The organism is Serratia myotis, assembly GCF_027474885.1.
GTDB classification, from domain to species: domain Bacteria; phylum Pseudomonadota; class Gammaproteobacteria; order Enterobacterales; family Enterobacteriaceae; genus Serratia; species Serratia proteamaculans.
In genome coordinates this window covers 2,330,338-2,350,201 of sequence record NZ_CP099707.1, presented here as the reverse complement: position 1 = coordinate 2,350,201, position 19,864 = coordinate 2,330,338, and the positions used below count along the sequence as shown (strand labels likewise).

36 protein-coding genes are annotated in these 19,864 nt (G+C 48.2%); 19 read left to right on the top strand and 17 right to left on the bottom strand.

Going from position 1 to position 19,864, the window contains the following annotated elements; all coding sequences use genetic code 11:
* Window positions 1–25: 25 nt before the first annotated feature.
* The gene (locus NHG65_RS11235; protein WP_499183336.1) at window positions 26–271 is read right to left on the bottom strand and encodes a DUF2560 family protein; all 246 of its coding nucleotides are present in this window, start codon (window positions 269–271) and stop codon (window positions 26–28) included.
* A 209-nt stretch (window positions 272–480) separates the two neighbouring features.
* Here NHG65_RS11235 and NHG65_RS11230 point away from each other — a divergent pair, with 209 nt between their 5' ends.
* Complete coding sequence (locus NHG65_RS11230) at window positions 481–822, top strand: hypothetical protein (RefSeq protein WP_499183335.1); 342 nt, start codon at window positions 481–483, stop codon at window positions 820–822.
* A gap of 77 nt (window positions 823–899) precedes the next feature.
* On the opposite strand, the gene lysC is transcribed toward NHG65_RS11230, so the two are convergent.
* The 14 genes from lysC to NHG65_RS11160 form a co-directional block, all read right to left on the bottom strand.
* A complete protein-coding gene (gene lysC / locus NHG65_RS11225) occupies window positions 900–1,163 on the bottom strand; it encodes an Rz1-like lysis system protein LysC (protein ID WP_499183334.1) in 264 nt (87 codons plus the stop codon).
* Window positions 1,051–1,425 (bottom strand): DUF2570 family protein, encoded by a 375-nt coding sequence (locus NHG65_RS11220; protein WP_499183333.1) that lies wholly within the window; start codon window positions 1,423–1,425, stop codon window positions 1,051–1,053. Before NHG65_RS11220 ends, lysC begins: the two co-directional genes overlap by 113 nt.
* Window positions 1,422–1,907 carry a lysozyme gene (locus tag NHG65_RS11215; protein WP_499183332.1) on the bottom strand — a complete coding sequence of 162 codons (486 nt, stop codon included), beginning with the start codon at window positions 1,905–1,907 and terminating at the stop codon, window positions 1,422–1,424. The genes NHG65_RS11220 and NHG65_RS11215 overlap by 4 nt, the downstream gene beginning before the upstream one ends.
* A 2-nt stretch (window positions 1,908–1,909) precedes the next feature.
* Entirely contained in the window at window positions 1,910–2,155 is a 246-nt protein-coding gene (locus NHG65_RS11210; protein ID WP_037419444.1) for a phage holin, read from the bottom strand.
* A gap of 82 nt (window positions 2,156–2,237) precedes the next feature.
* Window positions 2,238–2,591, bottom strand: a complete 354-nt coding sequence (locus NHG65_RS11205) for a hypothetical protein (protein WP_261284277.1) — start codon at window positions 2,589–2,591, stop codon at window positions 2,238–2,240.
* 226 nt (window positions 2,592–2,817) lie between these two features.
* Window positions 2,818–3,246, bottom strand: a complete 429-nt coding sequence (locus NHG65_RS11200) for a hypothetical protein (protein ID WP_499183331.1) — start codon at window positions 3,244–3,246, stop codon at window positions 2,818–2,820.
* Window positions 3,247–3,556: 310 nt separating this feature from the next.
* The gene (locus tag NHG65_RS11195; RefSeq protein WP_499183330.1) at window positions 3,557–4,393 is read right to left on the bottom strand and encodes an antitermination protein Q; all 837 of its coding nucleotides are present in this window, start codon (window positions 4,391–4,393) and stop codon (window positions 3,557–3,559) included.
* Window positions 4,390–4,584, bottom strand: a complete 195-nt coding sequence (locus NHG65_RS11190) for a hypothetical protein (protein WP_499183329.1) — start codon at window positions 4,582–4,584, stop codon at window positions 4,390–4,392. Before NHG65_RS11190 ends, NHG65_RS11195 begins: the two co-directional genes overlap by 4 nt.
* Window positions 4,581–5,558, bottom strand: coding sequence for a DUF968 domain-containing protein (locus NHG65_RS11185; RefSeq protein WP_499183328.1), 978 nt, complete (start codon window positions 5,556–5,558; stop codon window positions 4,581–4,583). The genes NHG65_RS11190 and NHG65_RS11185 overlap by 4 nt, the downstream gene beginning before the upstream one ends.
* On the bottom strand, window positions 5,555–6,577 hold the full coding sequence (locus NHG65_RS11180) for a helix-turn-helix domain-containing protein (protein ID WP_499183327.1): 1,023 nt from the start codon (window positions 6,575–6,577) through the stop codon (window positions 5,555–5,557). The genes NHG65_RS11185 and NHG65_RS11180 overlap by 4 nt, the downstream gene beginning before the upstream one ends.
* Window positions 6,574–6,750, bottom strand: a complete 177-nt coding sequence (locus NHG65_RS11175; RefSeq protein WP_499183326.1) for a DUF4222 domain-containing protein — start codon at window positions 6,748–6,750, stop codon at window positions 6,574–6,576. Before NHG65_RS11175 ends, NHG65_RS11180 begins: the two co-directional genes overlap by 4 nt.
* A gap of 2 nt (window positions 6,751–6,752) precedes the next feature.
* Window positions 6,753–7,439, bottom strand: coding sequence for a phage antirepressor KilAC domain-containing protein (locus NHG65_RS11170; RefSeq protein WP_499183325.1), 687 nt, complete (start codon window positions 7,437–7,439; stop codon window positions 6,753–6,755).
* Window positions 7,440–7,734: 295 nt separating this feature from the next.
* Window positions 7,735–8,061, bottom strand: coding sequence for a CII family transcriptional regulator (locus NHG65_RS11165; RefSeq protein WP_413503895.1), 327 nt, complete (start codon window positions 8,059–8,061; stop codon window positions 7,735–7,737).
* Between the two features lie 15 nt (window positions 8,062–8,076).
* Window positions 8,077–8,304, bottom strand: a complete 228-nt coding sequence (locus tag NHG65_RS11160; protein ID WP_499183324.1) for a transcriptional regulator — start codon at window positions 8,302–8,304, stop codon at window positions 8,077–8,079.
* 91 nt (window positions 8,305–8,395) lie between these two features.
* Between NHG65_RS11160 and NHG65_RS11155 the strand changes: the two genes are divergently transcribed.
* The 4 genes from NHG65_RS11155 (at window position 8,396) to NHG65_RS11140 (ending at window position 10,511) form a co-directional block, all read left to right on the top strand.
* Window positions 8,396–9,040: a S24 family peptidase gene (locus NHG65_RS11155; protein WP_499183323.1), complete on the top strand. Its 645-nt coding sequence runs from the start codon at window positions 8,396–8,398 to the stop codon at window positions 9,038–9,040.
* Window positions 9,041–9,166: 126 nt separating this feature from the next.
* Window positions 9,167–9,451: a type II toxin-antitoxin system HigB family toxin gene (locus tag NHG65_RS11150; protein ID WP_037419418.1), complete on the top strand. Its 285-nt coding sequence runs from the start codon at window positions 9,167–9,169 to the stop codon at window positions 9,449–9,451.
* On the top strand, window positions 9,448–10,116 hold the full coding sequence (locus NHG65_RS11145) for a helix-turn-helix domain-containing protein (protein WP_499183322.1): 669 nt from the start codon (window positions 9,448–9,450) through the stop codon (window positions 10,114–10,116). The genes NHG65_RS11150 and NHG65_RS11145 overlap by 4 nt, the downstream gene beginning before the upstream one ends.
* Entirely contained in the window at window positions 10,113–10,511 is a 399-nt protein-coding gene (locus tag NHG65_RS11140) for a hypothetical protein (RefSeq protein WP_186428197.1), read from the top strand. Before NHG65_RS11145 ends, NHG65_RS11140 begins: the two co-directional genes overlap by 4 nt.
* Before the next feature lie 41 nt (window positions 10,512–10,552).
* Here the strand turns inward: NHG65_RS11140 and NHG65_RS11135 are convergent, their stop codons facing one another.
* On the bottom strand, window positions 10,553–10,696 hold the full coding sequence (locus tag NHG65_RS11135) for a hypothetical protein (protein WP_499183321.1): 144 nt from the start codon (window positions 10,694–10,696) through the stop codon (window positions 10,553–10,555).
* Between the two features lie 739 nt (window positions 10,697–11,435).
* On the opposite strand from NHG65_RS11135, the gene NHG65_RS11130 reads away from it, so the two are divergent.
* From NHG65_RS11130 to NHG65_RS11065, 14 genes are all read left to right on the top strand, one after another.
* Window positions 11,436–11,600 (top strand): hypothetical protein, encoded by a 165-nt coding sequence (locus tag NHG65_RS11130; RefSeq protein WP_499183320.1) that lies wholly within the window; start codon window positions 11,436–11,438, stop codon window positions 11,598–11,600.
* Window positions 11,601–11,620: 20 nt separating this feature from the next.
* Entirely contained in the window at window positions 11,621–11,788 is a 168-nt protein-coding gene (locus tag NHG65_RS11125) for a hypothetical protein (protein WP_499183319.1), read from the top strand.
* Between the two features lie 19 nt (window positions 11,789–11,807).
* Window positions 11,808–11,963 (top strand): hypothetical protein, encoded by a 156-nt coding sequence (locus NHG65_RS11120; protein WP_244758106.1) that lies wholly within the window; start codon window positions 11,808–11,810, stop codon window positions 11,961–11,963.
* 413 nt (window positions 11,964–12,376) lie between these two features.
* A complete protein-coding gene (locus NHG65_RS11115) occupies window positions 12,377–12,595 on the top strand; it encodes a hypothetical protein (protein WP_499183318.1) in 219 nt (72 codons plus the stop codon).
* Window positions 12,596–12,974: 379 nt separating this feature from the next.
* A complete protein-coding gene (locus NHG65_RS11110) occupies window positions 12,975–13,817 on the top strand; it encodes a chromosome partitioning protein ParB (RefSeq protein ID WP_499183317.1) in 843 nt (280 codons plus the stop codon).
* Entirely contained in the window at window positions 13,801–14,574 is a 774-nt protein-coding gene (locus NHG65_RS11105) for a hypothetical protein (protein WP_499183316.1), read from the top strand. Before NHG65_RS11110 ends, NHG65_RS11105 begins: the two co-directional genes overlap by 17 nt.
* Window positions 14,571–14,846 (top strand): hypothetical protein, encoded by a 276-nt coding sequence (locus tag NHG65_RS11100; protein ID WP_499183315.1) that lies wholly within the window; start codon window positions 14,571–14,573, stop codon window positions 14,844–14,846. The genes NHG65_RS11105 and NHG65_RS11100 overlap by 4 nt, the downstream gene beginning before the upstream one ends.
* Window positions 14,833–14,991 carry a DNA cytosine methyltransferase gene (locus tag NHG65_RS11095; RefSeq protein WP_499183314.1) on the top strand — a complete coding sequence of 53 codons (159 nt, stop codon included), beginning with the start codon at window positions 14,833–14,835 and terminating at the stop codon, window positions 14,989–14,991. Before NHG65_RS11100 ends, NHG65_RS11095 begins: the two co-directional genes overlap by 14 nt.
* Window positions 14,992–15,667: 676 nt before the next feature.
* Window positions 15,668–16,234: a hypothetical protein gene (locus NHG65_RS11090; protein WP_499183313.1), complete on the top strand. Its 567-nt coding sequence runs from the start codon at window positions 15,668–15,670 to the stop codon at window positions 16,232–16,234.
* A gap of 57 nt (window positions 16,235–16,291) precedes the next feature.
* A complete protein-coding gene (locus tag NHG65_RS11085) occupies window positions 16,292–16,549 on the top strand; it encodes a hypothetical protein (protein WP_499183312.1) in 258 nt (85 codons plus the stop codon).
* An 83-nt stretch (window positions 16,550–16,632) separates the two neighbouring features.
* Window positions 16,633–16,998, top strand: coding sequence for a hypothetical protein (locus NHG65_RS11080; protein ID WP_499183311.1), 366 nt, complete (start codon window positions 16,633–16,635; stop codon window positions 16,996–16,998).
* A gap of 300 nt (window positions 16,999–17,298) precedes the next feature.
* Window positions 17,299–17,508, top strand: coding sequence for a ParE family toxin-like protein (locus tag NHG65_RS11075; protein ID WP_499183310.1), 210 nt, complete (start codon window positions 17,299–17,301; stop codon window positions 17,506–17,508).
* Window position 17,509: 1 nt separating this feature from the next.
* The gene (locus NHG65_RS11070) at window positions 17,510–17,887 is read left to right on the top strand and encodes a hypothetical protein (RefSeq protein ID WP_499183309.1); all 378 of its coding nucleotides are present in this window, start codon (window positions 17,510–17,512) and stop codon (window positions 17,885–17,887) included.
* A gap of 15 nt (window positions 17,888–17,902) precedes the next feature.
* The gene (locus NHG65_RS11065; RefSeq protein WP_499183308.1) at window positions 17,903–18,085 is read left to right on the top strand and encodes an ANR family transcriptional regulator; all 183 of its coding nucleotides are present in this window, start codon (window positions 17,903–17,905) and stop codon (window positions 18,083–18,085) included.
* Between the two features lie 440 nt (window positions 18,086–18,525).
* On the opposite strand, the gene NHG65_RS11060 is transcribed toward NHG65_RS11065, so the two are convergent.
* Window positions 18,526–19,728 (bottom strand): tyrosine-type recombinase/integrase, encoded by a 1,203-nt coding sequence (locus NHG65_RS11060; RefSeq protein WP_499183307.1) that lies wholly within the window; start codon window positions 19,726–19,728, stop codon window positions 18,526–18,528.
* Window positions 19,729–19,864 lie beyond the last annotated feature (136 nt).

The following is a 19,864-nucleotide window of genomic DNA, read 5'->3' as shown; positions in this document are numbered from 1 at the left end:
ACTCACTGAATGGCTGCTGCGATGCTTATGCATTGTCGGTGTTGAATAGTGCTAAAGCTTCTTTGCTGTCTTGAATTGACTTAATCGTCTTCGCAACGATATCCGTCTCTGTGCGGGTTCGTGCAAGCTGCTGAAGGAATATTTCGTTTCTTAGTGGGCTATCTTCCACAAAATCAATTGCCAACTGTGCTGCTGCAGTATCGAAATTCACCTGAGCTAGGAGATTAAGACGGATGGCCTGCGCTGGTGTCACTTCTGCTGTATCAGTCATTTTCACTCCTATACATGAGGCATAAAAAAACCCGCCGTAGCGGGTCGTTATCGATGTTCTGTTGCTTCTTACCGTTGGCATGAGACTTTCCTGAACGTTTTAAACACGCTCAGAAGAATAAGATTCTTATATCATTGCTTAACAAGTTTCACTTACATATATTTGTGGTGGACATAGGCACCATTTATTTTTTATAAGAAAGGAAGAAAATGACACTTAAAATAGGCAGTCTATACGTTAGAAATTGTGAAAATGGAGCAAGCATCAGTGGTGATGATATCACTATTGATTTTGTTGACATCGCCGATACCACAGGAGAGGCTTTCAAATACACCTCTGAGGCTGTATCAATTGAAAAAATCAAATTTGAAAGTGAAGAACAAAGAATTGCTTTAAAATCAGCAATTTATGAACTAAAGGAATTATCCCCTGGCGAAATCACAGAGGAAAAAGCCAAAGGGATTTTTGATGCAACCAACCTAACTAAATGGATTAAGGTTGGCACTGACCTTACTGATCTTGCATCTAAGTTGGCAACATTCATTTCATAAATAATAAAACGCAGACGTTATTAACCACGTCTGCATTAATTAACCGTGAAAACATTCAACAAAATATAATATCAACTTTAATTAATGGCAATTTTTCTCCACTCCATGATTGTTTCCACTTGTCCAGCGCAGATTTGCAGTGATGTTTGAAGCGCCAGCGTGTAGCTGAGCGCATCGCCCCACGTATCGCCATGTAGTTGTGGTTGCTCACATGGCGTGAATACGGACTCAGGGGGCAACAGTACGACCTGTTGCGGTGCCGGTGGCGGCGTTCTGCTGCAGGAGGTCAATAACAGCGGCAGGCATAAGACTATTGCCACATTTATCGCTTTTAAGTGCATCGCGTAATCTCCTCTGATACGTTTCCCCCTGCTGGCGCAGTTGCTGTTCTCTTTGCTGTTGTTCTGCTGCTAAGGCTCTGTTCTTCCGGTCTTGTTCTTGCAGGGTTGAGATTAGTCCTGACTGCTGCGCCAGCGTGTTTTTCTGTTCCTTAACCTGCTCTCCAGCCCTTACTGCATTACCGTGGAAGTAAAACGCTAGCCATGCCAGTGCTATGAAGATGAGCAGCAACACAGCGGCTATAACTGCGGTAACCCGGTTCATTTCTGGCTCCAGTTGCAGATCTCACGCTCGACTTCACGCCGATTAATCAGCCCCTTCCAGACCTTGCCACCCGCTTTATTCCAGCGACGCATTTCATCACAGGCACCAGAACTGTCACCGGCGTTGAGTTTTTTCAGCAACGTAGAGGACTCGAAAGCTTTAACGCCTACGTTGTAGCTGAAGCTGATCAGGGCTGCTTTCTGGAATTCACTCGCTGGCACTTTCACAGACCGCTCTACAGAACGAGCAAAAGGCACCAGGTCTTTATCCAGTAGCGCTTTGCATTCAGCTTCGGTGTAAGTTTTGCCGGGGATAATATCGGCACCCGTATGGCCATAGCAGACAGTCAGCACGCCAACTACATCGCGGTAGGGCTTGTACTCCACGCCTTCGAGTGAAGGGATGAGCACCGCGGCAATCGCCATAGCTCCACCGGCAAAGGCTGCGCTGAGTTTTTTCTTTAACGAAGCTGTGAGCGCCATCCTTAGTCCTCCGCTGGCGGTGGTGTGACATATCCAGCTTTAAGGGCCTTCTCATAGGCCTTCGTCTGGCGGCTTTTGAAATAGAAGTTCATCACGGCGGTGATCGCACCGATCACGAACCCACCCACTACTGCAACCTGATTCCAGTCGAGGTCATGTAGCCATTGCAAAATGCTGCCTCCACACACCAGCGTTGCAGAGGTGCAGTAAGAAATGAATGTGGTGATTTTCTCCGGCATGATTTTCATACCTCCCCCTTCCGGGGTTCTGTCCCGGTACCGGGTGATAAAAGTAAAAATCCCGACATAAGCCGGGATTGATTTATTTTGGTTATGCCGGTTGCGAAACCGGAATGTGTTGAGTAGTTACCTGATCGGCGTAACTTTCAAGCAAGTAAAACGGATACTTGAATTCCCAGGTGTCTCCAGCTGCTGATACCGTCGGAGCACCTACACCAGAAAAACAACGCCCTTCGACAGAGATGGCCAGCGAGTATGCAGGCACTGTGTTCAGTACCTCATCGAATTCAGTACCTGGCTCCATTGGCACAGACATGCGGCCAAGGTATTTGTTCAGCAGTACAGCATTTTCAAACTGGCCTGCGACTTCAACCTTAGTAAGAGCCTTAGCTTGCTCTGGGGTCAAAGTAATGTCGTTGTTTTCGCTAATAATCAGATTTGCCATGTGAGGCTCCTTATCATTGACACTGTATCCATATACAGCACATGAATGTTATCAATTAAGAAGCTAAGCATCACATGGTGGCCGCTGTCTCAAAGGTCACACAACGCAGAGTAATCACTATGGAAAATAGGGTTCAACCACCTCCCGGTTATCGGGCTGTGCTGTAGGCTTAAAATAATAAGGGCCATGCATTAGCACAGCCCTGAATGGTTGAAGTGATCTATTACTATCGAAAAGGTTTACACATAAATTCCAATGTGATTTTCGGGTTGTAAATGGTTAGAAGTATCGGGTTGGTATCCATCTGTATAAATATCAAGCTAGTCTCTCCATTAGCCTTCCTACCAAATACTAAACTTTCTCCTCCTTCGGTAGCATCAACCCTATCAATAAAGCGAAATGCTGTTCCGCTTATGGTCACAGTTTGCGATGTTCCATTCATCAGTGCTGAGATTGTTGTGCCGGCCTTCGTGCTGCACTCCAATCTCACCATTGGATTAATGCCTTCTTTAGAAGTAGAAGGGGCACGATGACTTCCACCCGATTCTATTACATATTTTGCCTTCGCCTCTGCAATGCGTTGTTCTGTACTTTTCTGCACACACCCAGCCACAGAAATAATTGCAAGTAAAACTAATAAAATCCTATTAATCACCTAAAAACTCTCTATTGAGCATTCAATTTAATATTTTGACACATTTCACTTTGATGATGTAGGAGTTTGCAGACGGCCATGCAATAGATCAGCCCTTAGCCGTAAACGAGTCGGCGATACGAGGTGTGCCAGGTGTGTGTCGGATGTTGGCTGGGGCTGAAATGCAAAAAGGCCACCCGAGGGCAGCCTTTGAAAGTTCTTTGAATCCACCTTAACAATCAGACGGATTTCTAGTGTTAGGTAGATAATTACCCAGTTTCCGGAAAAAGTAAATAGCTCACGATAAAATAGTTCACTATTTTTCAATGCACTATGCAGTAACTCTCTGCAATGCCTGCTCTGCGTGGTTCTCCTCGCTTTCCAGGATGCGGATTAAACCGTCGTAGAAAGGTTTAACGGTCTTCTCCCATGTTGCCAAGGAAATAGCATCCGTCACCTGCTGAACAGCATCGAAAGCACGCGATGCCGGTATTCTCTCGTAACCACGTCCGCCACAACGCTTACACGCTTTTTTTACTGGGACGCCCTGCCGTTCTGTCTCTTCTCTATCGACAGCCTCACAGCGCCCTGAGCAGTCTCTACACGCCGTCGAAATCACTTTTTTCCCATTGCATTTTTTGCAGACCTTTTTCGTAATGTCGTAATAGGTGTGCTTCACAAACATTTCACGGCCTTCTACCGGCTTGATACTGACTGGCAGATCCCCGCGCACAAAGCTGGCTACAGTGTCATGGGCATGAGCCAATTTATTCATGACGAACTTCCTTTCCTCTACGAATCCATCACAGCAGGCATCGCATGCCGCCACACTTGCCGCACTGCGTGAGTAGTCCAGGAAAGCGAAAATAGACATAACCAGAATTACCTTTGCTCTAATGCCGTCTTGCAACTTTCTTAAGGGAGCCACTCGTACCGATTCAGCCATACCCTGCTCCGCCAGCAGCAACACAGCCTTAACCTTGTCAGCATCGCTAACACCCATCTTGCCCAAGAACGCTGACATGCCGAGTTCTGCCTGTGCCTGGCACATACCTACTGCCGCCATCAAATCAGTGCCTGTTATTGCGTCCGATGCCGTAGCGCGTGGAGAATCGCTGAATGTTGGCGACTTAGGTGCAAAATATTTTGGAATCGACTCTAATCTCATGCTTTTTCTCCCACGGCTTGCGCCAGTTTCTGTTCAATATCTTTCAAAATTTCACTGGCTTGAATACGGATGCTTTCCGATCTCTTATCGGGTGTTGAGAGCAGCAAAAGCTGCTCATTTAAATTGGTTATATTGATCAGTGCGTCGCATACATTCCTGTATTGCTCTCGGGAAATGGTGACCTGTTTCATCCCAATGCTCCCACACCGTAGGAATACTCCATGAACTGAGCCAGCAATACGGCCTGACTGCCGTGCTCGGCTTCCCATGCGTCTGGGTTGTCGTGGAGCTTGCGGTGGCAGTCGCGTGCTAAAGGGATTGTCAGGTAGTCGCTTGGCTTCGTCCCCATTCCACCGAGGCCATGCCCGATAATATGATGTGGGTCATCAGCACGGCGGCCGCAGCCACAGCAGCACGTTTGCGCCTTAACCCAGCGAGTCCATTTGCTATCTTCTACGCGAGTTAGCTTTGGACGAAGCATGAAGGCCTTCGGCGGCTCTGGGTCAACTGTGAAAACCTTAATCGCCGTTTTCTTCAGGATTTCGGTTGCTGAAACTCTTGGCTCCAGGTCTGACTCTTTTCTCGGGCCAGAGACGAAAACCGGCTTAGGCAATCGCAGTAAGTCAGCTGAAATATCCTCAGGAATCAGGTCAACAACATCGGAAATGGACGCCCACAAAACAAGCTCAGGGATAGTTAGCTGGCCTTCCGACTTAAGACGCCATTTCGCCGTCTCAAGCACCCAGCGGGCCATGTTCACGTTCGCTATTGCATCAAGCTTTGGTGACAAATGCCCGTCAGTCTTGTTGTCGCAGCCCCAGCAGAGACGCATTGCAGCATGCCCATAACGACGGGTTAGCAGTTGACGTGGCTGCTCGTCTCCGCAGTACTGGCATCCCGTGAAGCGCGTTGCCCAAGCTTCCATCGCGTTGATACCACCAGCAGCGCCGATAACGCGCTCATGTTGGAAGAAAGGCTGCAGGCGCGGATCGTTCGCTATCTCATGCTCTACCTTTGGCAAAATCCCGTCTGGGAAGTCTTTCATTTCGTCCGGCAGAGTCGATACCAACACGCGGCCCGTCAGGTATGGCAGCAACTCACCACCGGCCTTGATCATCGCAATGCCCAGTTCACGCTGTACGTTAGATTTCACAATTGCTCTCATGACTGTGCTCCTGCCATTGCGTATGCTCGGGTTAAAATTGGACGCCACATCTGGCGAGCCTTTCCTTCGTCAACATTTCCAAAACCGTTCTTGCGCACCTGCTGCTGAGCGCGTTTTTCGGCAGCGTTGGCAGGCATAGCCGCATCACGGATTAAGCGGTCGAAGGACTCTTCGTAATCGATTTTCGGGATATCACCAGCGGGCGGATCCTGACGTTGTTGCTCGACAGCCTCAGCCATTGCCGCTTTTCGATTGCGCTGGCTGTTCCAGGTGTTGGCCGCTGCCAGATATCCACTGAAACGTACCGGGTCAAAAATCATCTTGGCACTGAGCATGTGCCCCATTGCTGGATTGCTCAGCAGCAGGCTTGCACGGTGTTCTGCCACCAGCTTCAGTTCTTCCACGGTATTTCCTTCCGTCAGGCGTTCGGTAATTTCCAGCAGCGTGCTAGTGCGCTTCGGCGTCTTGCCGTTGATTTTCAGATTCAAGAAATCCAGCACTTCCCCAGCCATGTCCGAAGTGTCCGCCGCAGGTTGTTCGCTCTGGGGGGCTATAGGGGGTTTTTCTTTTGGTTCAATGACAGGTTCAAGAGAGTGACTGGTTCTGGTGTCATCTGCTGGCATAGGGGCTGTGCTTTCTGACGGCACAGGGGGTGTCACCTGCTGGCATACCCCTGTGCTTTTTGACGGCATAGGGGTATGCTTTTTTACGGCACAGGGGGCTATGCTTTCTGCTGACACAGGGGTATCCAACGTCAGGTAGTAAAGATTCGAGGTATTACCCTTTCCGTTGTTCACGCCCAAACGGTTCTCTTTGGTGATTAATCCCATCTTAATCAACGCCTCTATGTGCGCCCTCACAGCGCTTTTGCTGCACTCGCAGTGGTCAGCGACATGCTGATAGGAAGGCCAGCATTCGCCCTTGTCGTTAGCGTTGTCGGCTATCTTGATCAGCACCAGCTTGCGCAGTGGATTGCCCACTTTGATGCTCATAGCCTGCGCCATCAGATTCATGCTCATACTTCGACTCGCTTAAATTTCTCTTTAAATCGCTCAAGTGGCTGCATGCATTCATACGGGTAGCCCTTTCGCATAAAAATCACCTGCTGAGCAGCCCGATCCCACCGAACGACGGTCACGCGATTACCGCGAGCATCAAGATAAATCCGGTTTAATGGGACGGATTGGCTCATGGTTAACTCGCCATCAGTTCGGATGCGTAGCGCTCAGCAATCCACTGAATACCGCGTGGCGTTACCCTGGTCTGCGTAAAGGCGTGACCTGACTGCTCGGCGGTACCAGTTTTGACGGTGAAGTTTCCTGAGTGGTGATGACTGGCATACGGCAGCAGATTCCCGGACTGACGAAACAGGACCTTGTCGCGGATAAGGGATTCGATCATCGCCTTTTCTGGCATGTTCAAAACCTTCGCAGTAGCGCGGAGGCTCTTGGAACCGGCTGTTTCGACATAGTGATTAACAAACGCCACTTTCGGTGCGTCAGCCTGAACCTTCTGCTCCAGTTGCGCTTTTTGCTCAGCCATATCAGCGGCGAGGCGCAAAGCTTCAGGGAGGGTCTGCGGCAATGCCGGAGACTGCTTACTTTCTAATTCATGCAGCCGCTTAATGACCTTCATGCGTAGGTTTGCGCTGTAGCCAGTTACCAGGCATTCGGTATGCTCCCTATCGAGAGCATATTCCCGGTACTGCTGGCCGTTCTGGGGGTGTAACCAAAGCTGGATATACCCCTCAGCGTTTTCGCCAAGCTGTTCAAGCATGGTTTCAATGTCGCGCATGACGTGGCCGTGTTGCTTGCCAGTAAGCTCGGCAATTTCACGGCTGGTCATTTTCAGGCTGTTGCCACAGATCGCTACGTTTGCCATAATGAATTCGCCTCTTAGAATTAGTTCTCAGAAAAGTGATGGCCGACCAGTTGCAGCTGTTCGGCTTTTTTTCTTCCCTGCCATAGGCTTCTCGTCCTTCGTGCAGCTCCCCAACACATACCGCCGAGCCATAGCGAGACAGTCGTCATACATCGCACCTTTCTTGCTCGCCTGTGACTTTCGGCGATACAGATCCGCTGCGTACTGCCCCCCCCCCTACAGCCAATGCCTCACTGAATCCCTCAGCTATCAGTTGCTTCCTGACGTTTTCATAAACGAATGTGTCCCAAGCCATTTAGTCCCACCCCAGCGGCTCTGGCCGCATGCGTTCAGCCTTCATTCCAATCTCTGCCAGCGTCTCCATCGAAAAGAGATAGTCACGACGGACGAGAACCGCCCCTGGTGGTGCCAACTGGATCCCCAACTCCGTCAGCAATCGGCAAAATTGCTCAATGTGACCCCCCTTTCCCTTCCACCGGCTAAGCGTCGACTCATCCACGCTAATTGCGTCCGCCACCGGCTTTTGCCCAACCGACGCAAGTCGATTGAGAATCAAGCCTTCCATTTCAACTGGCTTGAGTTTTGGCAGTTCTGACTTGCGTGCTATTGCATTGTTTTCCATTGATAATTGTCCTTATTAAACAGCAGAAAGTTCTGGCCAAATCTTTTGCCAATCATCTGGACGAAGATCCCGACGACTAACCTTGCCGTTTGTTGTTTTTTCGATCTCAACGCAACGCGCAGGTGATATTGAGCACCGGCCAGAAGCCATCTGAGATAAATAGGAGCTGGAAACGAACAAACGCTCAGCAAGCTTTTTTGCGTCTCCCCGCTCTAGTTCGTCGATGTATTGCTTTAGTTGCATATGTCACCTCATAAGTTAACTGGAGTTTATTAAACACTAAACTAAACGTCAAGTATTTGCTTGTTTAGTAACTACTACGCAGAATGGAAAAATGAATACGACAGAGAATCGGCGTGAACGCCTGAAGGCTTGGTTCGCAGATAAGACGCTACCAACCAATGAAAAAAGCTACCTATCACAGTTAATGACGGGTAAGGCTTCTTTTGGTGAAAGAGCGGCAAGACGCCTTGAAACAACTTATGGAATGCCTGCGGGGTTTCTTGATGACGTCAGCGACGACCGATTATCACAGCAGGAAAGCTCTAATTACCGGATCGAAGTCCTTGACGTACAGGCGAGCGCTGGGCCAGGAGTAATTAATAGCGAAGTGGTTCAGACAATACGTTCGATTGAGTATACCGATGAGCACGCGTCGATGATGTTCGGCGGCAAGCAAGCATCACAGGTAAAGATGATCACCGTCGATGGTGACAGCATGGCCGGGACTATCGAACTCGGGGATGCGATTTTTGTTGATGTGAGCAAGGACTACTTCAGCGGAGATGGCATCTATGTATTCCTGTACAAAAACCATCTTCATGTAAAAAGACTCCAGATGTTGCCAGATCACCTACTGGTTCACTCTGACAACTCACAGTACACCGACTGGGCAATCACCGAAGAAAACGAACACAAACTCAAGGTTATAGGTAGGGTGCTATTGAGCCAGTCGCAGGCATTCAAACGTCACGGATAGCTATAGGATGAAACCGATAATATTGAGTAAGGATGTTTCGTTGTGCAGAGCATATCTGGATAAAACTACAGATTCCCTTTATGGGAATTGTGTCTATAATTCCCAAACGGGGAACTTGCTGAGAAGATGGATGTCAGAGGATTAGACAAAATTCACGATTTCTGCAGAAAACATAACCAAGCTAAAGGCCCCCTTACAGCTTGGAAAGATGAGGTTAATCGTGCTGTGTGGAAAACATCACAAGATATCAAACGCAGATACGCGTCAGCCGACTTCATAGCAGATAATAAAGTGATTTTTAACATAAAAGGCAATGATTACCGCTTGGTTGTTCAAGTCGTTTACATCGCTGGAGTTGTAATCATTGAGCGTATTGGGACACATGCCGAGTATGATAAGTGGAGGTTATGATGGCTCAGATTAGTTGGAAAATATTTAAAGACCATAACGACTACACTCGTGGCATGGATCGGTTCTTACAGCTTGCCAATAGTGATCTTACACCAGGCACTGACGATTATGATGAGTTCGAAATGTTGAACCTTCTGATTGGTCATTATGAGAATAAGAATTATTCAATTGAAACTCCAGATCCCATTGAAGCGATTAAATTCAGAATGGACCAACAGGGCTTGTCTCAAGCAGATATGACGCAATTCATTGGCCCTGCATCAAAAGTTTCGGAGGTTCTTAACAGAAAAAGACCACTTAGCCTTTCAATGATAAGGCGTATCCATGACGGTCTTGGAATCCCGGCCGATATCTTGATCCAAGATATGAGCGCCATAGAATGGAATTTGGTCGATGTGGTTGAAAAAGAAGTTAATGTTACAGGTAAATTATTGCAATTCTGCACTGCGATTATGACACCAGGATTCGATCGTGTTTTCCCTGAACATTTTGTGGCTGCAGCGTCGCTAAGCATGTCTCCCCAACAAAAAAGAAACACAGACCCAAGACGAGGAGAGACAGGTATGTTTAAACAGCTTACTGAACTGGGTGGGTACTTTACAGCACCAGTTTATGAATTATCTGAAGAATTACAAATTGACAGGGATTTTTCATTAATATCATGAAAATAGAACTTATTGGTAAAAAAGTCGCATCACTTACTCTCCAGCCATTGGAAGGCGAGTCGTCTAAAAAGACAATGACTGCTAAGGTTACCTTAAACAATGAGCTTTATTCTAATGTTAAAGATCCAAAGGTATTTAGGGTTAGATATCACGCACTTGTAACCATTGAGTCAAGACTACAGATCGAACTCACATATGACTTTGATTTTAAATCAGAGGAAGATTTTTTAGAGGAAGTTGCTAAATCTGATGAGGTCAGAACGTCAGTGCCTTCTATGGCGTATCCTTATATTAAAGGGTATGCAGAACAGCTGATTAGCATGTCTGGACTTGGCAACTATAATTTGCCATATTTCGACTTTTTCAGTGAACCTCTGGAACCCAATAAGAAATGATAAACCCTGCTAACCCGGCCTCAGAGCCGGGTTTTTTATGACTAAAATCCTTCATCTAACTGCTCTATCGCCAGCTTAGTTGGTAAATTCAACTCCCTGGTTTCTTCCATGATCTGCCAGTGGATTTGATTAAGCTGGTATGCCACCTGTGCGCGGCATATCTCGTCGCCATTCTGCTCCAACATCAAACAACACTCCCCTACTATCCCGCACTCCTCGTTCTAAACCAGACCTGAATCTGGGTCTGCCATAGTCGCCGCAGTACAAATATCAATCAAAATACCCCCAAGGGCCACCAAACCATTCCCTGCAAGTAAATTCCAAAAACTAAATTCTCTAAACACTCAATAAGTTAACGATAAACCGCAAATTGATGTTTAGTGTTTACTTGACGATTAAGTTTATTATTTATTAAACTCATTCCATCGACAGAACAACGTCACCCCAAACCACCGGGACGCTCTTTAACAATCAGGTTTAGTCACCCAGCGTTGAGCAGAGAGATCTGCATAACTCAGCACCCTGCGGATCCCCAGCCCTTACGGGGGCATGGCACGGCAGGCATGCGGCGGACAGAGTTGGGTGGCGAAATATCTTTTACACCCGGCGCACTTATCAGCTTCGGCTATGACGAGTGCGTGGGACATAAGCACGGGAGCCTGACCCAGCATGAGAACAGGCAGACAACTGGAGGGCGGGATCATGTAGTGAATGAACGGGACGACCGTAAATACCGGCCAGCCGCATCAGCGGTAAGAGGCCAAGTTCCCCCGGCGACGGAGTGAGGGAAAGGTGGCGATAAGCATCACGCAGTTCAGATTGGCGACCTGTTAACGCATCAAACAGCCTAAAAATGAAAATGTGGATTTACCCTGCCGCCGAGAGCATCCGGCGGACAGGCATAAGACCACTGAGGAATTCGCAATGAAAAAAGTACATGAAATGAGCTTTGAAGAATTCGAGCAGCACATGAGTGCGGCTATTCGTGAGCAACAAGCGCCTGAGATTAACCCTGACGTTGTGTTTGTGGGGATGGTTGAGGAGAAAGGCGAGACCCTCGCTCAGTTCGATAACGTTTTTGTATTTTGACACCCATGAGGAATAACACGATGAAGGTGATAAACGAGCATGTTGGCTGGGGTGTTGATGGTAACGACCTGAAGGTTTTGTTTTGCAACAACTGCCGCGAGGTTTTCTATAAAACACACAGTGCCGGGAAAGCAATTCAGGCGAAGCGCGTGTTTAGCAAAAAGCACCAGTGCGCCAGCAGAAACTAACACAGCAGAGGGTTACACGATGCAACTCGAACAGAACGCCAATTGGCAGACCAAAGCACGCGGCGACAACGACAGCGAATATCAGATTTACCTGTCCTGCGCTGATGACGGTAAAGGCAACGAATTTATGACCGGCAAGCCGCTGAAAACCTATGACGAGTGGCTTGCTAGCTAACTCCCACCGCGCCCTACGGGGCGCATCGAGGCAATCATGAGCTTAAACGGATGGAAGGCGCTGACATACAGCGTCGTTATCGGCCTGTTTCTGTGGGCCACTACCATTGCAGGCTGTGTCTACATCGCCGGGTAATACCGGCGTCGCACTTATCTGGTGGCGTATCGTTCCGGTTCTAATTTTAACCCACACAGTATAAATCCCCGGTTCGGTGCGCCACCAGGTGCGTGAGTCATCACGAACCTGCTCCGTAACACCTCCATTGTCATCCTTTGCCCCGCTAGCCGGGGCTCTTTTTTACATCAATAAAGGCTCTGCCCCGCTCCAGTGTGCTGGAACCGTAGGGAAACCGAGCGCGTGCATCAACTCAGGCAGTGCCTTTATCCATGTAAATTTCATTGAGAGGACATGTCATGCATACCATTGCCCAGATCACCTGTGAGCATTGCAAAAAACAGCGCGAAAGAACCGAGTGCAAATTTGTGACCGTTCAGCGTTGGGAAGGCGGTAGATATAAAAACGTGAGCATTCTGGTGTGTGCAGACACTTGCTCCAGCTTCTACGTCACCCGCAACAACATTAAAACCCTGCAGCGTCGCCTGCACGCTATTCAGCGGAGGCCAGCATGGTGAGCCTAAACGCACGTATTCAGCATAAACACGACCTGACAGGGGGCGATTTCGCCCCTAAGCGTCACCACGGTAAACACCTCTTCTACCTGCTCATTTTTACTTTGTGCCTGCTCACTGCTGGCGCTGTCTGGAGTTAATCATGGAAAAGAAACCTCTCCCGCCAAGTCTGTGCGAACCGCGCTACCACATTGGCACCATCGTGAATTACTCAGATCACCGGGGTAAAGATGTTCAGGGCCAAATAGTTAGCGCCTGCGCACGCTGGACGGGGTTTAAAGACGGTTCAGCGTATGTCCTGACTTATGGCCTTACCCACCCATCAAGTCCCCGCCTACAGCACCACAGCGAAAGTACAATCCACGGAGAGGTTGAATAAGCGATGGCTAACTCATTTAAGCAGATGGCAAAGGACGGCACGATAAAACGTCCTGATGGGCGCATGACTATGAACCTGGACGATATCCACGTTCAGGAAGGCTTTAACAAGCGCGTGGAGAATGAACACACTCTGGCTGAAGATGAAAAACTCTTTCAACACCTGATGAGCGGTAAGCCAGTACCACCGCTTGAAGTAAGGGTTCGCGATGAAGGCGGTGTTTGGGTTGTTGAAGGCCACCGCCGTCGCCGTGCTTATAGCCGCTGCCGTGATGCGGGGAAGCCAGTAGAACGCATACAGATAATTCAATTCACAGGGAATGATGTAGAGCGTATCGCCCGCATCATGAACAGCAACACCCAGTTGCCGCTATCCCCTTATGAGCAATCGCTCGTCGTGAAAGAACTGGCTGGGTTCAACCTTTCCCCTGATGAAATTGCCGCCTTGGTCGGCAAGAGCCGCGCAACGGTCGATAAGCTACTGGCATTCAGCCAGGCAAATCACGACGTTCAGACGCTTGTTAGAGAGGGTTCTGTCGCTGTTGACGCTGCTGTAGACCGAGTGAAGGAGCACGGCGAAGCGGCGGGCAAAGTGCTTGCCGGTGATGTCGAAAAAGCGAAGAAGGCAGGTAAAAAGAAGGTCACCAAGTCCTTTATCGCTCCCCAATTCAGTGCATCCCGCGCACGCAGATTATGCGAACTGCTCTTCGACGCTTCGCCAATGCTCCGTGAAGAAGGTGACGTGTTACTCCTCGCGCCGGGAACGAGAGAGGAAATAAACAAGATCCTCAACGAATACCGACAACAGAACCCAGCCCTGGAGGCCAGTGATGATCAAGCGCTTTAACCCTGACTTTTCACTGAGCATTTCTCATGAACTCGCTTTTATGCGTGAAACCCCGGAGGGCGGCTACGTGGAACACGGCGACTATGCAACTTTGTTTTCTGAGCTGGAGTTGGTGAAGGCTGAGCGCGATGCGCAGCAGAAACGAGCCGATGCGCTGGCTGTCGAGAATGCTGAGTTGAAGCGCGAGCGCTCAGAGATAAGTGCTATCGGTGAATTAATCCGCACCCAAAACAACCGCATAACTGACCAGCCATTTTTTGCAGTCATGACTAAGCGGGAAATCATTGGTTCTGAAGACCATGACTGTGACCGTATTTGCTGGGTAGAAAACCAGAGCGGTGATTATGTCGAGGCAACAGAGACCCAATACCGCCGCCTTGAAGCTATCTATCAGAACCGTTATGAAGTTAGGGATGGTTGGGATAGACACGCCATGAAAGAGATTGATGTGTTTGTGACTGGCTGCTTTACCGAGCAAGGTTGCAAAGACTACATCAGAAGGAACAGTCACAACCTCAACAAGCCATTCATTTACGCCTTTGGAAGCTATCGCAACGATGAATACCAATCGGTGCGGAAATTCATCATGCAGATGCCTGAAACCCCAGCCACCTCCGCCGCCCTTGCCGATGTGCGGGCGCAAGGGGTGGATGCTGCAATTGCTCTCCTTCTAAATAAGTTCGAAGGAACAGGACAAATTGGAGTGCCAGTTATGGCGCTTGAATCGCTGGCCAAGCAGCTGCGGGAGGCCAAATGAAACAGGCCATTGCACACCTCACCCCTGAAGCAATCAAGCAGGCTTTCGAAGGCACCAATTTTGGACGCACTGACTTTGAAGTCATTCTGGCCGACACTGTGCTTAAGCGCGCCGCCGGTTACCACTCTGGCTACACTGCGATCTGCATTGCTGTAGAGCTTGGTCTTATCTCAAAGAAAATACACAAGCCGACAAAGGCAGGTCATGAGTGGGCACTGGAAGTCTTCTATTCTCGCCGCAAGCGTGTGGGAGGTAGTGATGCCAGCAAATAACGTAACAGTTAATTCTTACTTCTGCGGTGCTGGCCTGATGAATATCGGGTTAATTGCTGCGGGTATCACTGTTAACGAAGATTTCGAATTGGATGCCAATGCTTGTAAAACATACCAGCACATCTTCGGCGCTCACTCAATATAACTCATCCGAGAATGGAAATAGTCAAAACCAATGAATTTCCCAGTGAATCAAAAACAAACAAAAGAGAACCACATAATAAAATAACACTTTAAAAACCAATTACAGAAATATATAACACTCGCGAAAGGACTCTAATTGGTTAATTTAGAAAAATGTAATTATTTACTTGATACAGAGAACCACCATCTAGTACCGAGAACAACATCTTGTGTTGGTCTGCACTCATTTACTGTAAATTTACTCAAGTCTGTTTGGTTAATTACTTTCGACCGAACAACGTTGCATGTATTAGCATCACCGAATGGACCGTACCCTGTATTCCCAGCATAAACCACTGATGAACAAAGCACGAATCCCAACATTAAATATTTCTTCATTTTATTTCCTTATTCGTTAATGAGTCCTTTCGCTTTGGCTCATGACAATTAATAACATGAAAATAGATACTTTTTATCATGTAAAAACATCATCACCGCTAATTATAGTAGTCCACAAGTTTAATTTTTTCCAATCAGCATTTCGGATATAAAAAGAGATATACATGATACTAATGACGTAGAGACTGCGCGAAATCGCAGAAGACGGATTCCTGGAGCGTGGCGACGCCAAAGCAATAGCCCGCGAACTCCTGGCTAACCGGGAGGCGCAGCCGGAGGCATGGACAACGCCAGAAGAGTTGAGCGAAGCGGATTGTGGCGATGTTTGGATGTGGCTAGCGCCAAGAAATCACCCAGATGAGATTGCGCTATTCACCGCCCCGCCAGCGCCAGCCATTCCTGAGATTGGTTCCGAAGTGGTCAACGATGCCGCATGGAAGTTGCACAACTCTCTAACCGAGCACGGGCCGCTCAATGAGCGGCAATTCAACAATATAAAAGGCTGTTTTTATGAAGCCTTGAAAATTGTAATGACCGCCCCGCCAGCAGTTGTAAACCCAGAGCTTACACGTGCGCCAGTGGCACCACCAGAAAAGAAGTTGCCTGAACTTATGATGGCCTCATATCACGAGGCCATTGGCTGGAACGCCTGCTGCGCCGCAATGCTGGCTCAACCTGTTAGCCAGGGTTACGAGTTGCCAGACAATGTGCGCGAAGCCCTCACGCTTGCATTACAGGCCATGGAATTCATGGGCGACACGCTGAATAGTGTCGATGTTGTCTGCACTGAAGATGTTGAGTATGTTACCCCAGCATTTACAGCGGTTCGTGGGTTGCTGGCAGCAGCGCCGGAGGGTGGGAATTGACTCTCACATCATCATAATTATACTGTATTCATAAACAGTAATTTTATGGTTTTCGTTATGGCTTCAAATGAACTCGGCTATCAAGTCGTCTATCGCGGGCAAGGCCTTGAATACTTCGTAGATGGCGGATGGGTGTTCTTCCAGCGCCTCAAAGAGTACGGCGGCGGCTTCTGGCTCGGGCGTACCTATCACGATGTCTTCATTCTGGAGTATGACCGACCAACTTCACTGTACGATGGGATATTGTTCATTTTCGAGATGAAGAGAACCGAGCGTGGGTTTACTGCATTTGATGATGACTTTACCCTTACATAGGGTTTGGCTATGTCATAAAACTTAGCCGACAAATCGCAAAAAAATGCGAAAACTTTAACGTAACATCCAGTGAAGGGGGTTAAGTGATGGACACTATCCTATGGATAATTGACAAGCTATTCGAGTGGAAAAGAATTGAACCAGAGCTGCGCTATGCAGCCGTAGATGGGCTTACCCCAGCGGTTTCCTCAACCATTCAATACACTACGGCAAGAACAAATGGTGCACCACGAGATCTTAGGGCAGAGAATGAGCTTCACAGTTTATGGTATGGGGCATCGGCTGCCGTTTATCGAGTAGATAAGACACTAGCCAAAGACTGCATAGCTAAAGCCGAATATTGGCTATTCAGAGATAGCTATAACGCAGAAAATGAATACAAACTTGATGAACTCAATATTAGATTGAAGAGAATGAAAGCTGTCCTTGAGCAACTAAAGCATAGCTAACTCATAACTAGCTTAAGCGACCTCGCATATGCGGGGTTTTTTATTACCTATCGGAGGCGCATTTTGCTGTTAGTTCCCGATGATAACGAAATACTCGAAAGGCTAAGCACAACTGGCTCAACCCCTGATTCAGTTGCAAACCTTCTCCGCTGTTCTGGCTACAAAGGCATGACCGGTATAGCCATACGCAGGAGGCTGATCCAACTGGAGAAAGAAAAAGCTGTTGAACGCGTTCGCCGCTCAGACATCAAAAAAATCTGCTGGGCTCCAATCACTAAATAACCTTCCCCACCGGTAAAAATGAAACCTCGAATTCCGCAACGAATCAGCATCAAAGCTGATGGGGTTCTGTACGCCTTCAGAGAGGGCAAAAAGACACCCACCCGAACATCTCAACATAATCATTTATCGCTGCCAGTGGCCCGCTGCTGGCGACTGCTTTCTAAAGACAACGGCCACTCATGGGAAGTTATGAGCCATGAGCGATACAACACCCAGATAAGGATTTGAAATGAGCAACTTTGAAATACTTGAATGGCTGATTAAAGACGGTGGTCAGTATACCCGAGAGCAGCACATTGCCATTCTTCAGCAGAATTTCCCCGACCTCGACATTACCGAGTCAAAAGTGACATCTCTTCGGCAGTCAATTGCTACGTCACGATTTGTTAAAGCAGATATCGAGGATGTAAAACCACAAGGCCGAAAGATGAAGGTGTTGGCGGTAGAGCAAGAATATAAGCGTTATTCAAGGGCTCGGGTCGGCCTTCCTGAAAACGCACCCACCACCTGGCTAAATGAAGAACCAAAGGCAGTTGTCGATTACATCAATCGAGTTCGATGGTTCAACCAACTGCTTTCAACTGCAACCCTCCAGCGAGCCTACTAACACCGGAGCATAATCATGACATTTGGATATAAAAACTTAGCGCACCAGGCCGCTGAGGCGGAACGTCTCGCCCATTATTCCGACGCCGCCAGTATTTGGCTTAAAGCATTCGAAGTAGCTCGGGCAGTCGATGTTGCATGGGTACAAATCCGCATCGATTTTTGTGTCAACGCTGCGGCACGCAACTGGGGTAGATAAAATGCATCCTGTCGCTGATACCGACAGCATCAAGAAAAACCTTCTCCGTAGCACAGCAAGAGAACTACTGAACGAGTTCGACTCCCCCACCAACAATTCCACCTTTCGACAACTACTCGACAAACACGCAGTGAAAATCGCGCCCTACTGGCCTAAGACTCCGCCGGTATGGCTACGCCTTTGCTGTGAGGTTCACCGAGTGCGGGAAGGGAAATAGCAGAGGAAATTATGAATAAGAAAACAGTAACTTTTCAGCCAGTACTTATCACAAGAGAAAACGTTCAGCAGCAATTGGGGGGTATATCAAGAACTACGTTTTGGCGCAGAAAAAAACAGTGGGAGAAGGAGGGCAAGCCATTTCCCTCCCCAGCACCAGGAACAAATCCGATCAACGGCGGTGAACAATATCGCTACTGCGACGTAATGCGCTTCTTTCGGGATCATGGGTTCATTGATGATACACAGACCGATATATGAGCTGCGAGGGTGTCGAGGGCCTCTTGTTGCTCTCTCAGGTATGAGTGCTGATCATACACGGCAAGTACTCCACCCAACTTATGCCCCAGCACCTTTTCCGAAACATGGGGAGAAATACCCAGTTCGCTCATCTTCGTTTTTGCCGTTCGACGTAAATCATGCATTGCCCAATCATGCACTCCCATCTCATTGCGGATCTGCTCTGCAAGATTAAGCAGCACCCCTGCAGACATAGGCCTATCTTCTTGGCTGACTGCTGGCGGGAAAAGCTGTTTGATGTGCGGATATAGATTTATAGCTTCTTCAATCAATAACGCAGCATCCTTCGATATCCCCCTTTCAAACGGTTGACGGGTTTTTGAGTTTTCGGCAGGAACCCGCCACGTTCTATTTTTTAAATCAAATTCCCCCTTCTTCGCCTTCCTTAGTTCAACTCCCCTTGCTCCTGTCAGTAGCAACAGTTTTACGAGCAATTTGTTTTGATGAGTTATGTTGGAGCCTTCCAGAGCAAGCCAGAACCGGCCAATTTCATCGTCACTAAAGTAGCGTTTGACAACTTTCACCGGGGTGCCGACGTCATTCACCCGTAATGCAGAGATCGGGTTTAACTTTATCTTTTCTGTTCTGACGCAATAGGCGAAGGCCTGTTTGAGTTTTGACAACATTATCCCTGCGAACGTCTCTGCCCCGTTCTCCCTCATTCTTTTGAATACTGGCTGCCAGTGGGATATCTGCATATCATCCACCACCATAGAGCCCACATAGGGAGATACGTGGCGGGCAAATGCCCTCTTCCAATAATCAAGTTTAACGAGTCGAGACGCTTGGGCGCTTGCCGCCCAGTGAGCCAGGCAGTTATCGACAGTGGGAGCGCTGGTTTGTGCGTCAATCTCCATCGCCTTGACCGTTATCGGATCTTTACCATCCGCAAGGGCTCTCTTGGCCTCCTGAACAATATCACGCGCGTCCTTGAGTGATATGTCATCGTAAGCACCTAAAGTCATACGCCTGGCTTTACCAGCGTATCGGTAACGATATTGAAACACGATCAGCCCCAGTGGGGTTATGCGGATTGATAAGCCGCCACCGTCTGGCATTTCTATTAATTTGGGGATTGGTTTGCCGTTAAGTTTGCGAAGCTTGGCGTCAGTGAGCACTGTGTACATCTCCGATTATGTACACAGTTATGTACACAATTTTCATGGCTTGGACTGAAACAACGTAGTACAGATTGAAACACTACGCCAAGCCTTTATCAAGCCACACAGTAAGTTAAGGCGGGAAAATGAAACAGGGTGGGAT